Source organism: Burkholderia sp. RF7-non_BP4, assembly GCF_001521935.1.
Classification (GTDB): Bacteria; Pseudomonadota; Gammaproteobacteria; order Burkholderiales; family Burkholderiaceae; genus Burkholderia; species Burkholderia diffusa.
Window position 1 is genome coordinate 448,303 of record NZ_LOTA01000010.1, and the last position, 13,560, is coordinate 461,862.

Annotated in this window: 9 protein-coding genes; 1 reads left to right on the top strand and 8 read right to left on the bottom strand. The window is 69.2% G+C overall.

The window, feature by feature from the left end; translation table 11 throughout:
- Window positions 1–15: 15 nt before the first annotated feature.
- The 6 genes from WS49_RS05780 to WS49_RS05805 all read right to left on the bottom strand — a co-directional run bounded on the left by WS49_RS05780 (window position 16) and on the right by WS49_RS05805 (window position 9,127).
- A complete protein-coding gene (locus tag WS49_RS05780) occupies window positions 16–1,473 on the bottom strand; it encodes a heavy metal sensor histidine kinase (RefSeq protein WP_059525286.1) in 1,458 nt (485 codons plus the stop codon).
- The gene (locus WS49_RS05785) at window positions 1,470–2,165 is read right to left on the bottom strand and encodes a heavy metal response regulator transcription factor (protein WP_059450219.1); all 696 of its coding nucleotides are present in this window, start codon (window positions 2,163–2,165) and stop codon (window positions 1,470–1,472) included. Before WS49_RS05785 ends, WS49_RS05780 begins: the two co-directional genes overlap by 4 nt.
- Before the next feature lie 21 nt (window positions 2,166–2,186).
- Window positions 2,187–3,701, bottom strand: a complete 1,515-nt coding sequence (locus WS49_RS05790) for an efflux transporter outer membrane subunit (RefSeq protein ID WP_059525288.1) — start codon at window positions 3,699–3,701, stop codon at window positions 2,187–2,189.
- Entirely contained in the window at window positions 3,698–4,930 is a 1,233-nt protein-coding gene (locus WS49_RS05795; RefSeq protein WP_059525290.1) for an efflux RND transporter periplasmic adaptor subunit, read from the bottom strand. The genes WS49_RS05790 and WS49_RS05795 overlap by 4 nt, the downstream gene beginning before the upstream one ends.
- A gap of 33 nt (window positions 4,931–4,963) precedes the next feature.
- Window positions 4,964–8,131 (bottom strand): efflux RND transporter permease subunit, encoded by a 3,168-nt coding sequence (locus WS49_RS05800; RefSeq protein ID WP_059525292.1) that lies wholly within the window; start codon window positions 8,129–8,131, stop codon window positions 4,964–4,966.
- Between the two features lie 228 nt (window positions 8,132–8,359).
- The gene (locus tag WS49_RS05805; protein ID WP_059525294.1) at window positions 8,360–9,127 is read right to left on the bottom strand and encodes a Crp/Fnr family transcriptional regulator; all 768 of its coding nucleotides are present in this window, start codon (window positions 9,125–9,127) and stop codon (window positions 8,360–8,362) included.
- A gap of 168 nt (window positions 9,128–9,295) precedes the next feature.
- On the opposite strand from WS49_RS05805, the gene WS49_RS05810 reads away from it, so the two are divergent.
- Window positions 9,296–10,948 (top strand): acyl-CoA synthetase, encoded by a 1,653-nt coding sequence (locus WS49_RS05810; RefSeq protein WP_059525296.1) that lies wholly within the window; start codon window positions 9,296–9,298, stop codon window positions 10,946–10,948.
- Between the two features lie 39 nt (window positions 10,949–10,987).
- On the opposite strand, the gene WS49_RS05815 is transcribed toward WS49_RS05810, so the two are convergent.
- Together WS49_RS05815 and WS49_RS05820 are read right to left on the bottom strand one after the other, a co-directional pair.
- Window positions 10,988–12,970, bottom strand: coding sequence for a methyl-accepting chemotaxis protein (locus WS49_RS05815; protein ID WP_059525298.1), 1,983 nt, complete (start codon window positions 12,968–12,970; stop codon window positions 10,988–10,990).
- Window positions 12,971–13,109: 139 nt separating this feature from the next.
- Window positions 13,110–13,541 (bottom strand): YqaA family protein, encoded by a 432-nt coding sequence (locus WS49_RS05820; protein ID WP_059525300.1) that lies wholly within the window; start codon window positions 13,539–13,541, stop codon window positions 13,110–13,112.
- Window positions 13,542–13,560: the final 19 nt, after the last annotated feature.

The following is a 13,560-nucleotide window of genomic DNA, read 5'->3' on the forward strand; positions in this document are numbered from 1 at the left end:
GGCGGCGCGGTGCCGTCAGTGCATCGCGCGCGGCGCGTGCGTCGGTCGCAGCGCGTGCGGGTCGCCCGCGTCGGCGGCCTCGGCTGAGCGTATCGGGCCGACGCTGCACGCCTGCGTCGACACCGAGAAGCCGAACGTATTGACGCCGCCCGAGCACGCGACGAACACGCTGCCGCCGTGCATTTCCGCGACGGCCTTGACGATCGATAGCCCGAGCCCGTGGTTCTCCTTGCTGTTCGCGCGCGCTTCCTCGAGCCGGTAGAAGCGCTCGAACACGTGCGAGCGCTGCACGGGGTCGATCGGCTCGCCGGGGTTGGCGACCGACACGTCGACGAGCGTGTCGCGCGGCGTGATCGTCACGTTCAGCGTCGCCCCGGGCGCCGAATGCTGGATCGCGTTGATCAGCAGGTTGGTCATCGCGCGGCGGAACAGCGACGGGTCGACGGCCGCGCGCGCATCGCCGTGCAGTTCGGCGCGCAACTGCGCCTCGTCCAGCGGAATCTCGAGGAAGTCGAGCATGCGCCGCACTTCGTCGGCGAGCGACACGTGCTTCAGGTCGGTCGCGCGCTCGCCGCGATCGCTGCGCGACAGGAACAGCATGTCGTTGATGATCACGCGCAGACGCTCGAACTCCTCGAGGTTCGACTGCAGCGTCTGGCGCATCCGGTCGACCGAGCGGTCGCGGCTCGTCAGCGCGACCTGGGTCTGGCCGATCAAAATGCTGATCGGCGTGCGCAGCTCGTGCGCGACGTCCGCGTTGAAGGCCTCGAGCCGCGCGTAGGTCTGCTGGATGCGCTCGAGCGCGCCGTTGAACGACGCGGCCAGATCGCGCAGCTCGGTCGGCAACGCGTCGGTGTGCAGCCGCTGGCGGCGGTCGGTGGCATTGATCGCCGCCGCGTCCTGCGACAGCCGTTCGAGCGGCGCGAGCCCGAAGCGCGCGACCGCGCGGCTCAGCAGCAGCGTGACGACGGTGGCGATCGCGATCAGCGCGGCGAGCGTCCATACGAAACGGCGCAGCATCCGCTGCGTGCGCTCGCACGACGACGCGACGATCAGCTTCAGGTCGGGGCGCTCGCCGCTGCCCGCGATCGGGACGGTCTTCGTCATCACGTCGTAGCTGCTGTGGTTGAGCGCGTATTGCTGGAACGCACCGAACGGCTTGCCGACGGGCACGCCGTCGACCGGATGACCGAAGCGGAAGTTGGCGTCGGGGCTGTCGATCTGGTAACGCGTCGACCCGTCGGGCGGTTCGAGATCGGCGAGCTTTTCCTGCATCAGGCGGCCGCGCGCGGCGGTGGTCGCGTGCGACACGATCATCTGCGCGACCTTCGCGCGCGTGTCGATCGTCGCGCGCAGTTCGGCAAACAGCTGGCGCTCCATCATCACGAACAGCCCGCAGCCGACCAGCGTGAACACAAGCAGCGACACGATGCCGAACATCGCCGACAGACGCAGGGTGATCGAGCGTTTCATGCGTGCCTCTCGCTGTCGGCGTCCTCGCGCGCTTCGAGCACGTAGCCCATGCCGCGGATCGTGTGCAGCAGCTTCTCCGCGAACGGGCCGTCGAGCTTGGCGCGCAGGCGCTTGATCGCCGTCTCGACGACGTTCGCGTTGCTGTCGAAGTTCACGTCCCACACGAGTTCGGCGATCGTCGTCTTCGACAGCACCTCGCCGCTGCGCCGCGCGAGCACGCCGAGCAGCTGGAATTCCTGAGCGGTCAGGTCGAGGCGCGTGCCGTCGCGGGACGCGCGCCGGCCGATCAGGTCGACGCGCAGGTCGCCGATCGAGATCAACGTCGATTCCTGCACGCGCGCGCGGCGCGTAAGCGCGCGCAGCCGCTCGATCAGTTCGAGGAACGAGAAGGGTTTGGTCAGATAGTCGTCGGCGCCGCCGCGCAGCCCGCGCACGCGGTCGTCGACGCGGTCGCGCGCGGTCAGCATGATCACGGGCGTCTGCTTCTGCGCGCGCAATGCGCGCAGCACGCCGAAGCCGTCGAGCTTCGGCAGCATCACGTCGAGCACGACCACGTCGTATTCGAATTCGACGGCCTTCCACGCGCCGTCCTCGCCGTCCAGCGCGGTATCGACGACCCAGCCTTCCTCGGTCAGGCCGCTCTTCAGGTATTCGACGACTTTCGGTTCGTCTTCGACGATCAGGACCTTCATGGGTGTGTCCTTGTAACCGGGTTAGGGGCCGACGCTCGCGGCGGGCCGGAGGGTTGCCGCCGCGACGTCGGTCGGCGTGGCGCCGCCTGTCGCGCCGCCGTCCCAGCCGCCGCCGAGCGCCTTCGCGAGAAACACGACGAGCGCCGCACGCTGACCCTGGATCTGCACGGCCTGGCGCTCGCTCGTCAGCAACTGCTGCTGGGCCGTCAGCACGTCGATGAACGGCGTGAGGCCGCCGGCATAACGGTCCTGCGCGAGCGACACGAGCTTGCGCGCGTCGTCGACGGCCGCCGACGCCTGCTGCGCGGCTTCGGCCAGCACCGCCAGGCCCGTCACCGCATTCTGCACCTCCTGGAACGCGGTGAGCACGGTCTGCCGGTAACTGGCCTGCGCGGCCACGTAGCCGGCCTGCGCGAAATCGACGCCGGCCTTCAGCTTGCCGCCTTCGAACAGCGGCTGGCTGATCGACGCGCCGATCGACCACAGCAGCGCCGGCACGGTGAACAGCCCGGAGAAGCGCGTCGCGTCCCAGCCGATGTCCGGCGACAGCGCGATGCGCGGGAAGTACGCGGCGCGCGCGACGCCGATCTGCGCGTTCGCGGCGGCCATCGCGCGCTCGGCCGACGCGACGTCCGGGCGCCGCTGCAGCAGGTCGCTCGGCATCCCGGTCGGCAGCGCGGGCGCGTTGATCGGCACCACGCGCGGCGGCAGCGAGAATTCGGGGGCCGGCGTGCCGACCAGCGTCGCGATCGCGGTCTCGACCTGCGCGCGCTGCTGGATCAGCAGCTGCGCCTGCGTGCGCGTCGCGTCGAGCTGCGCGCGTTGTTGCAGCAGGTCCAGGCCGGACACCGCGCCGAGGTCGTGGCGCGCGCTCACGTAGTCGAGCGCCTTCTGCTGCAGGTCGATCGAGCGCTTGACGACGTCGATCTCGCTGTCGAGCTCGCGCAGCGCGAAATAGCTCGACGCGAGATCGGCGGTCAGCACGAGGCGCGCGTTCGCGAAATCGTCGCGCGCCTGCTCGGAGCTGGCCTGCGCGGATTCGACGCTGCGCCGCACGCGGCCGAACAGGTCGAGTTCGTAGCTGACGCTTGCGGCGACCTGGATGTCGTTCTGCACGGTCGACATGCTGCGCGTCGCGTAGTTGGTCTGCGGCCGGTCGGCGGAGATCTTGAAGCGCTGGCCGCTCGCGTTCAGGCCGACGGCCGGATACTGCGCGGACGCGACCGACGCGAGCGTCGCCTTCGCCTGGTCGTAGCGTGCGGCGACGGCCTTCAGGTTCTGGTTGTTGCGCAACGCGTCGGCTTCAAGCGTGTCCAGCCGCGCGTCGCCGAAGGCGGTCCACCAGGCCGGATCGAGCGGCGCACGGGCGGGCGCGGCCGGGTGCCAGTACGCGTCGGCCGGGTCGAGCCGCCACGCGGCCGGCGTCTCGACGGCGGGGCGCCGGTAGTCGGGGCCGACCGTGCAGCCGGCAAGGGCCACGACCGCAATGGCGGCCAGGACCGCGGCGGGGCGCAGGCGGGTGCACCTCGCGCTCACGACTTCGCTCCCGCGGCGGCGGACGCCGGCTTCACGGCCGGCGGCGCCTGCACGATGACGGTGTCGCCGTTCGCGAGCGCATCGCTCGGGTTCGCGACGAGGCGGTCGTTCGGCGTGAGCGGGCCGTCGACTTCGAGCGTCTGGCCGATCGTGCGCGCGATCGTCACCGCCTTCAGGCGCACCTGGCCGTTCGCGTCGACGGCTGCGACGGTCGGCCCTTCGGCGCGGAACAGCAGCGTGTTGGCCGGAATCTGCAGGCGGCCGACCGGTGTCATCGGCAGCGTCGCCTGCACATACGAGCCGGGGAGCAGCCGTCCGTCCGGGTTCGGCAGCGTGATCTCGATCTGCAGCGAGCGCGTCGCGACGTCGATCGCCTGGGACGTGCGCGTGATCGTGCCGTCGAAGGTCTGGCCGGGCAGCTCGGCCTGCGCGACGCTCACGTGCTGGCCGACCTTCACCTGCTGCGCGTACGCCTGCGGCACCTGCACGTACAGGCGCAACTGGTCGGCCTGCACGACCGTGAACAGCGAGCGGCCCGCGTTGCCGGAATTGACGAGGTCGCCGACGTCGACGTTGCGCTGCGTGACGATCCCGTCGATCGGCGCGACGATGCGCTGGAAGCCCTTCAGTTCGGTGAGCCGGCGCATGTTCGCGTCGGCCGCGGCGAGGTTCGCGCTGCCCTGGTTGAACGCGCCTTGCCGGTCGTCGAGTTCCTGCTGCGACACCGCATCGCGCTGGCGCAGCTGCTGCGCGCGGTCGAACGACGTCTTCGCGAGCGCGAGCGCGGCCTGCGCCTGCTGACGCTGCGCGGTGGCCTGCGCGAGTTCCTGGTTGAGCTCGGGCGTGTCGAGCTCGGCGAGCAGTTGCCCCTGCTTCACGTGCGCGCCGATGTCGGCCTGCCAGCGCAGCACGTAGCCGCTCGCGCGCGCATAGATCGGCGCCTCGACGAAGCCGCGCAGCGAGCCGGGCAGCGTCAGCTTGCCGCCCGTGGCCGCATCGACCGGATGCACGACGTTCACGTACTGGCGCGTGTTCTGCTCGGCCACCGCGTCGAGCCGGTTGCGATTCAGCACGTTGACGACGATCGTGCGCGCGGCGCCCGCGGCCAGCAGCACGCCGACCACGATCAGCACGACCCGCCCGCGCCGCGACACCGACGTGCGCGTCGGCAGGTGCATGCCGTGTTCGTCCACCTGGATGCCGACGGAGCTGTGATGTTTCTCTTCCATGAATTGACCGGGTCTAAAGGCTAGGGGCGAAAATCAGTGTCCGGCCTGGCGCGCGCGCCGGCGGGCCAGCCGCGAATGCACGCCGCCGAACACGAGCGGCACGAACAGCAGCGTCGAAACGGTGGCGAACAGCAGGCCGCCGATCACCGCGCGGCCGAGCGGCGCGTTCTGCTCGGCGCCTTCGCCGAGACCGAGCGCCATCGGCACCATCCCGATGATCATCGCGAGCGCCGTCATCAGCACCGGGCGGATCCGCGTCGCGCCGGCCTCGAGCGCGGCCGTGAGCGGCGGCGCGCCGGCGGCGAGGCGCTGGCGTGCGAACGACACGACCAGGATGCTGTTCGCGGTCGCGACGCCCACCGTCATGATCGCGCCCGTCAGCGCGGGCACGCTCAGGTGCGTGCCGGTGATGAACAGCATCCATGCGATGCCGGCGAGCGCGGCCGGCATCGCGCTGATGATGATCAGCGGATCGAGCCACGACTGGAAGTTCACGACGATCAGCAGGTAGACGAGCACGATCGCCATCGCGACGCCCGCGCCGAGACCGATGTACGACGTGCGCATCGTCTCGACCTGGCCGCGCACCGTGAGGTCGGTGCCGCGCGGCAGCGTCGCGCGCGCGTCGGACACGATCCGGTCGATCGCGCCCGCGACCGAGCCGAGGTCGCGGCCCTCGACGCTCACGTACAGGTCGATCGCCGGGCGGATGTTGTAATGCGTGATCACGGCCGGGTTCGAGACGGGATGGATCTGCACGAGGTTGCCGAGCAGCTGCAGCGGCATGCCCGTGCGCCCGCTCGCGGAAATCGGCGTGCCGAGCAGGTCGTCGATCGACGCGATGTCGTATTGCGGGGTCTGGATCTGCAGCGGGTACTGGACGCCGGTGCGCGGGTTGATCCAGAACGACGGGGTCGTCTGGGAACTGCCGGACAGCGAGATCAGCATGTTCTGCGCGACGTTCTGCGCGGAGAGGCTGAGCTGCTGCATGCGCGTACGGTCCATGTCGGCCACCAGGGTCGGTTCGTCGTTGCGCTGCAGGACGTGCACATCGACGGTGCCGGGGATTTGCCTGATCTTTTTCATCAGGCTGCTCGCGATAGCCATGTTACTCGCGAGATCGTTGCCGAGCACCTGCACGTCGATCGCGGCCGGCTGACCGAAGTTGAGGATCTGCGTGATGATGTCCGACGGCTGGAAGAAGAACTCGACGCCGGGGAACCGTTGCGGCAGCAGCGCGCGCAGCGTCTGCACGTAGTGCTGGGTCGAGCGGTGGCCCGGCTTCAGCGCGATCATCAGTTCGCCGTCGAGCGTGCCGATCGTGCCGCTGTTGCTGTACGACAGGTTGATGCCGCTCACCGGCAGCCCGAGGTTGTCGACGATCGCGCCGAGTTCGTCGGGCGGCACGACTTCGCGGATCACGCGCTCGACCTGATCGGCGAGGCGCGCGGTTTCCTCGATCCGGTAGCCGGTCGGTGCGCGCATGTGCAGCCGGATGTTGCCGGAATCGGCGTTCGGGAAGAAATCGCGGCCGAGCACGAACACGAGGCCGGTCGACAGCACGCAGAAGCCGAGGAAGCACGTCGCGTAGAAGCGGCGGCGCACCAGCAGGATGCTGAGCAGCACGATGTACCACGCGCGCAGCCGCTCGAACGCGGCGTTGAACGCGTGATGGAGCCGCGCGAAACGCGACGTCGCGTGCTCGGGGCCGGTGCCGGCCTGCTGCGGGCGGAACAGCAGCATCGCCAGCGTCGGCACGAGCGTGCGCGACAGCACGTACGACGCGAGCATCGCGAACACCACCGCTTCGGCGAGCGGCACGAACAGGAAGCGCGCGACGCCCGTCAGGAAGAACATCGGCACGAACACGATGCAGATGCACAGCGTCGACACGAACGCAGGCACCGCGATCTCGCCCGCGCCTTCGAGAATCGCGTCGTGCAGGTTGGTGCCGAGATGCAGGTGCCGCTCGATGTTCTCGATGGTGACGGTTGCGTCGTCGACCAGGATCCCCACCGCGAGCGCGAGCCCGCCGAGCGTCATGATGTTGATGGTCTCGCCGAGCGCGGCCAGCGCGATCAGCGATGTGAAGATCGACAGCGGAATCGAGATCGCGATGATCAGCGTGCTGCGCCAGTTGCCGAGGAACAGCAGGATCATCATCGCGGTCAGCACGGCGGCGATCAGCGCCTCGTGGATCACGCCCTGCACGGCGGCGTTGACGAACACCGACTGGTCGAACAGCGGCGTGATCGTGAGCCCTTCGGGCAGCGTCGGGATCACCTTCGGCAGCAGCGCCTTCAGGTCCGACACGACCTTCAGCGTCGACGCGTCGCCGGTCTTCAGGATCGACATCAGCACGCCGCGCTGGCCGTTCTGGCGCACGACGTTGGTCTGCGGCGCGAAGCCGTCGCGCACCGACGCGACTTCGCGCAGGTAGGTCGTCGCGCCGTTGACGGTCTGCACCGGCAGGCCGTTGATGTCGGCGACCGTGTCGGCCGATGCGTTCGTGTCGATCCGGTATTCGGTCTGACCCATCTTCGCGGTGCCGGTCGGCAGCACGAGGTTCTGCGCGTTGACCGCGTTGACGATGTCGGCGGGCGTGAGGCCCTTCGCGAGCAGCGCCTGCGGGTCGAGGTCGATCGCGACCACGCGCGTGCGGCCGCCGTACGGAAACGGGATCTGCGCGCCCGGGATCGTGATCAGTTGCGGGCGCAGGAAGTTGAGCGCGATGTCGGCGAGCGACTGTTCGCTGAGCGTCTTGCTGGACAGCCCCAGCTGGATCACCGGGATGCTCGACGCGGAATAGGTGATCACGAGCGGCGGCGTCGCGCCCTGCGGCATCTGCCGCACGATCGCCTGCGCGGACGACACCGTCTGCGCGATCGCGGTCTGCACGTTCGCGCCGGGCTGCAGGAACACCTTCACGACCGCGATGCCGGGCAGCGAGGTCGACTCGATGTGCTGGATGTTGTTGACGGTCGTCGTCAGGATCCGTTCATGGACGGCCGTGATCCGGTTGGTCATCTCCTTCGCGGAGAAGCCGGTGTAATTCCAGATCACGCTGATGACGGGAATGTTGACCGCCGGCAGGACGTCGACAGGCGTGCGCATCAGCGCAAGCGGGGTGGCCAGCACGATCATGATGGCCATCACGATGAACGTGTAGGGGCGCCTGAGCGCGAGATTGACGATCCACATGGAGGCAGCGGGACAGGCGGTGATCAGGCGTCGGTGAAGGGAACCCGAATGATAGGCGTCGGGGCGGAACGGGTCACTGGCGCGAAACTGGCGGAATTGTCAGGTTGGGGCGGGGCGGCGCAAGGTCGATTCATCGGATGAAACGTGCGCGGACGCAGGCGCGCGGAGACCGCCGCCGGACCGCACGCGCACGCCGCATCGGTGGCGGTTCCGCGCATCGGATGTCGCTCAGATCTGTTCCATCCCGACCCGCGCGAGCGCGGCCAGATCGACGACCTCGATCTGGTTGTACGCGAGCCGCAGCACACCGAGTTTCTCGAGCTGCTGCAACGCCTGGTTGATCCGCTGCCGCGACACGCCGACGAGCATCCCCAGTTCCTCCTGCGAGATCGCGAGCGACGGGCCGGTGTCCGGGTACAGCGCGGGGTTGAACAGCTGCGCGAGCGCCTGCGCGACGCGCGCGTCGACATCGAGCAGCCGGCTGTTCTGGATCGACGCGATGAATTCGCCCATCCGGTTGTTCAACTGATGGATCACGAAGCGCGTGAACGGCAAGCTCGTGTCGAGCAGCGCATGGAACGTGTCGACCGGGACGAACAGCACGATCGAGCGCTGGACGGCGACGACTTCGTACTTGCGCAGCTCGCGCTTGATCACGCTGCCTTCGCCGAACCAGCCGCCCGACGGCACGCCGGAAAACGTGCAGCCGCGGCCCGACGCGTTGAAGATCGCCAGCTTCAGCAATCCGCGATGCACGCCGATCCAGTATTCGGACGGCGCGAGCCGCTGCGCGATCACGTCGCCGGCTTCGTGCCGTTCCGCATGGGACTGCGCGAGCACGAGCGCCTGGTGTTCCGGCGCCAGCGCGCGGAACCACGCGCACTGGCCGAACAGCGCGGACAGGGCGGGCAACGGGCCCGGTTCGGGCGGCGGGTTGGCCGGCGAGTGATCCGGCGTAGCGGCCGCGTCGGGCGGCGCAACGGAGTGGTCGTGCATGGGTGCGGGTTTGCGAGGATAGGGATAACGCGCAGCGTTCATCGGGCACTCTGTCGTTTCGATGACAGACGGCTCACAATAGCGCCCGTTAGGCTATCGGCAATTGAACCACATCAAAACCGATCGGGGTGCCTGCACGCCGGCCGGCAGAAAACGGGAGACAGGATCATGACGCAGATGTTCGAGGCCGGACTCGGCCGCCGCGACGCCAACTACGTGCCGCTCACGCCGATCGACTTTCTGGTCCGCGCGGCCGAAGTCTACGGCGAGCGCCTCGCGATCGTGCACGGCGACGTGCGGCGCACTTGGGGCGAGACCTACAAGCGCGCGAAGCAGCTCGCGAGCGCGCTCGCGCGGGCCGGCGTCGCGCGCGGCGAGACGGTCGCGGCGCTGCTGCCGAACATCCCCGCGATGGTCGAGGCGCACTTCGGCGTGCCCATGGCCGGCGCCGTGCTCAACACGATCAATACGCGGCTCGACATTTCGTCGGTGCTGTTCATGCTGCGTCACGGCGAAGCGAAGGTGCTGATCGTCGATACCGAATACGCGGAGCTCGCGCATCGCGCGGCGCTCGAAGTGCCGGGCCTGAAGATCGTCAGCGTCGCCGACGCGATGCCGGCCGACCCCGCGCGCTTCGCGGGCGCGACCGACTACGAGGCGTTCGTCGCGGGCGGCGACCCGGACTACGCGTGGACACTGCCCGCCGACGAGTGGGAGGCGATCGCGCTGAACTACACGTCCGGCACGACCGGCGACCCGAAGGGCGTCGTCTATCACCATCGCGGCGCGTATCTCGCGGCGATCAGCAACATCCTCGAATGGGACATGCCGAAGCACGCCGTGTATCTGTGGACGCTGCCGATGTTCCACTGCAACGGCTGGTGCTTCCCGTGGGCCGTCGCGGCGCGCGCGGGCGTGAACGTCTGCCTGCGCAAGTTCGACGCGAAGACGGTGTTCGACCTGATCCGCCGCGAACGCATCACGCATTACTGCGGCGCGCCGATCGTGCAGAGCGCGATCGCGAATGCGCCGGCCGAGTTCCGCGCGGGCATCGATCATACGGTGCACGCGATGGTCGCCGGTGCCGCGCCCGCGCCGGCCGTGATCGCGAAGATGAAGGAGATCGGCTTCGACCTGCTGCACGTGTACGGACTGACCGAGGTCTACGGCCCGGCGACCGTATGCGCGAAGCAGGCGCACTGGGACGAACTGCCCGACGACGAGCGCGCGCGGCTCAATGCGCGGCAGGGCGTGCGCTATCACCTGGAAGCGGGCGCGACGGTGCTCGACCCGGACACGATGGCGCCGGTGCCGGCCGACGGCGAGACGCTCGGCGAGATCATGTTCCGCGGCAACATCTGCATGAAGGGCTACCTGAAGAATCCGCACGCGACGGACGAGGCATTCCACGGCGGCTGGTTCCATACGGGCGATCTCGGCGTGCTGACGCCGGACGGCTATATCCGCATCAAGGATCGCCGCAAGGACATCATCATTTCCGGCGGCGAGAACATCTCGAGCATCGAGGTCGAGGATGCGCTGTACCGGCATCCGGCCGTCGAGGTCGCCGCGGTGGTCGCGATGCCCGACCCGAAATGGGGCGAGGTGCCGTGCGCGTTCGTCGAGCTGCGCAACGGCATGAGCGCGACCGAGGAGGAAATCATCGCGCACTGCCGGCAGTTGCTCGCGGGTTTCAAGGTGCCGAAGGTCGTGCGCTTCGGCGAGCTGCCGAAGACGTCGACCGGCAAGATCCAGAAATTCCAGCTGCGCAACGCGGTCGGGTCGGACAAGGCGATCGACCTGGCGGGGGACAAGAAGTAATCGACGCGACCGGGCGGTTGCCCGGTCGTTCGTCGTGCGTCACGCGTCGCGGGCCAGCCGGAACACGCTGACGGCTTCCGACAATTGCGCGGCCTGGTCGCGCAACGCGACGGCCGCGCGTTCGGCATCCGAGATCAGCGTCGCGTTCTGCTGCGTCGCCTCGCCGATCTGCGTGATGGCCTGGTTCACCTGCTCGATGCCGGTCGATTGCTCGCGCGACGCGGCGCTGATCTCGCCGATCAGCGTGCTGACCTGGTCGACGCGCTGGACGATGTCGCGCATCGTGCCGCGCGCGGCGTCCGCGATCCGATAGCCTTGTTCGACGGTCGTCGACGATTCGGCGCTCAGCGCGTCGATTTCCTTGACCGCGGCCGCGCTGCGCTGCGCGAGCGCGCGCACTTCGGCCGCGACCACCGCGAAGCCCCTGCCGTGCTCGCCCGCGCGCGCGGCCTCGACGGCAGCGTTCAGCGCCAGGATATTGGTCTGGAATGCGATGCCTTCGATCGTGCCGGTGATTTCGGCGATCCGGCGCGTCGCACGGCCGATGTCGTCCATCGTCGCGACCACGCGTTGCACCGCCGTGTCGCCGTCGGTCGCGGCGGCCGATGCGTCGGCGACCAGCGCGTTCGCCTGCGCCGCATGTTCGGCGTTCTGCTGCACGGCGGCCGTGATCTGCTCCATGCTGGCTGCCGTTTGTTCGACGCTGCTCGCCTGCGTCGCGATCCGCGCGGCGATGTCCCCGCTGCCGGTCGCGATGCCGACCGTGCCGCGCGCGATGTCGGACGAGCCGCTGCGCACCTGCGCGACGATCCGCGCGAGACCATCGCCGATTCCGTCGACCGCCTGCACGAGCCGGCCGATCTCGTCGTTGCCCGCCGCGCCGCGCGCGGCGGCGCCGTCGCGGATGCGGATGCTGAGGTCGCCGGCCGCGAAGCGTTCCGACGCACGCGCCGCCGCATCGAGCGGCCGGCTCACCACGCGTCGCACGACGACGAGGAACAACGCCGCGAACGCCGCGACGAGCACGGCCCCGATCATCAGGAAACGGTTGCGGACGGTGCGCATGCTCGCGAGCAGTTCGTCGTCGAGCGCGATGCCGCCGACCAGCCATTGCCACTGCGGAATCGTCGTGAACGACACGAATTTGGCGGTGGGCCCGGTGTCGTGCGCGGCCGGATCGGCCGACGTGTAAGCGAGCCGGCCCTGGCCGGCGGCGAGCATCTGCGTGTACGGCGCGCGCGCGTCGTCCGCGCGCTGGCCGGCCGCGTCGGGATGAACGACGAAGGTGCCGCGCGATGCACCCGGCGACGCGTCGAGCACGAAGTAATAGCCGTTTTCACCGATCTTCAGCGCCCGGATGCCGTCCTGCACGACTTGCAGCTCGGCACCGACGTCGAGGCCGACGAACAGCGCGCCGATCACGCGGCCCGTCGCGTCGGTGACCGGCTTGTATTGCGTGATGTACGGCCGGCCGAACAGTTTCGCGAGGCCCGTATAGCTGCGTCCGGCGACGAGCGGCGCGTAGGCGGGGCCCGCGCGATCGAGGCGCGTGCCGACCGCGCGCGTGCCGTCCTGCTTCTTCAGCGACGTCGTGATGCGGACGAAATCGTCGCCGTCGCGCGCGAAGATCGTCGCGATCGCGCCGCTTTTCTTCAGGAACTGGTCGGGAATTGCGTAATCGAGGTCGAGCGGCTGGCCGCCCGCGGACAAAGTCGGCGCGGCGACGCCGCCGATGTCGACGGTGCGGGCCGGGTCGAGCGCGAAATCGGCCGGCAGGAAACTGGCGAACAGCGCCATCGAGCGGGTGGCTTCGGCGGACAGCGCCTTGTCGAACATCTCGACCATCGCGCGGATCGACTGCTCCTTGTCCGCGATGCGCGCATGGGCCTCGTCGGCGAGTTGCTGGCCGGCGAAATGGGCGAGCGCCCATGCGAAGGCGGTAAACAGCAGCGCGACCAGCACGCATGCCAGCGCGGCCAGGCGCGCGCCGACGCTCGCCCGGCCCAGTTGGGTCAATCTCATACGAATCCTGAGTGGAGAGGGAGAGAGGCGGAACGCACGCGCCACCGCATACCGTAAGGAATACGGCAGGTTCGGCGAATTCTTTAGCGGTGCGAAGCCGCAAGGGGCGAGCAGGTTGGCCCCACCCGGGCGGGCGGCGTCAGTGCATCACGAGCCATGCGACGGCCAGATACCGCCCGACCTTCGCGATCGTGACGATCGCGAGGAAGGTCGGCAGCGGCTCGCGCAGCACGCCGGCGATCATCGTCAGCGGATCGCCGACCACCGGCGCCCAGCTCAGCAGCAGCGACCAGCGGCCGTACCGCGCATACCAGCGCTCGGCGCGCGCGAGCGCGGCCGGCTTGACCGGGAACCAGCGGCGGTCGCGGAAGTGCTCGATGCCGCGGCCGAGCGCCCAGTTGACCGCCGAGCCCGCGACGTTGCCGACGCTCGCGACCAGCACCAGCGCCCACACGGGCTCGCGCCCGGCGAGCAGCAGGCCGGCGAGCACGGCTTCGGACTGGAGCGGCAGCAGGGTCGCGGCGACCATCGACACGGCGAACAGGCCGCCGTAAGTGAGCAATTCGGACATCGCGCGATTGTACCGGCCG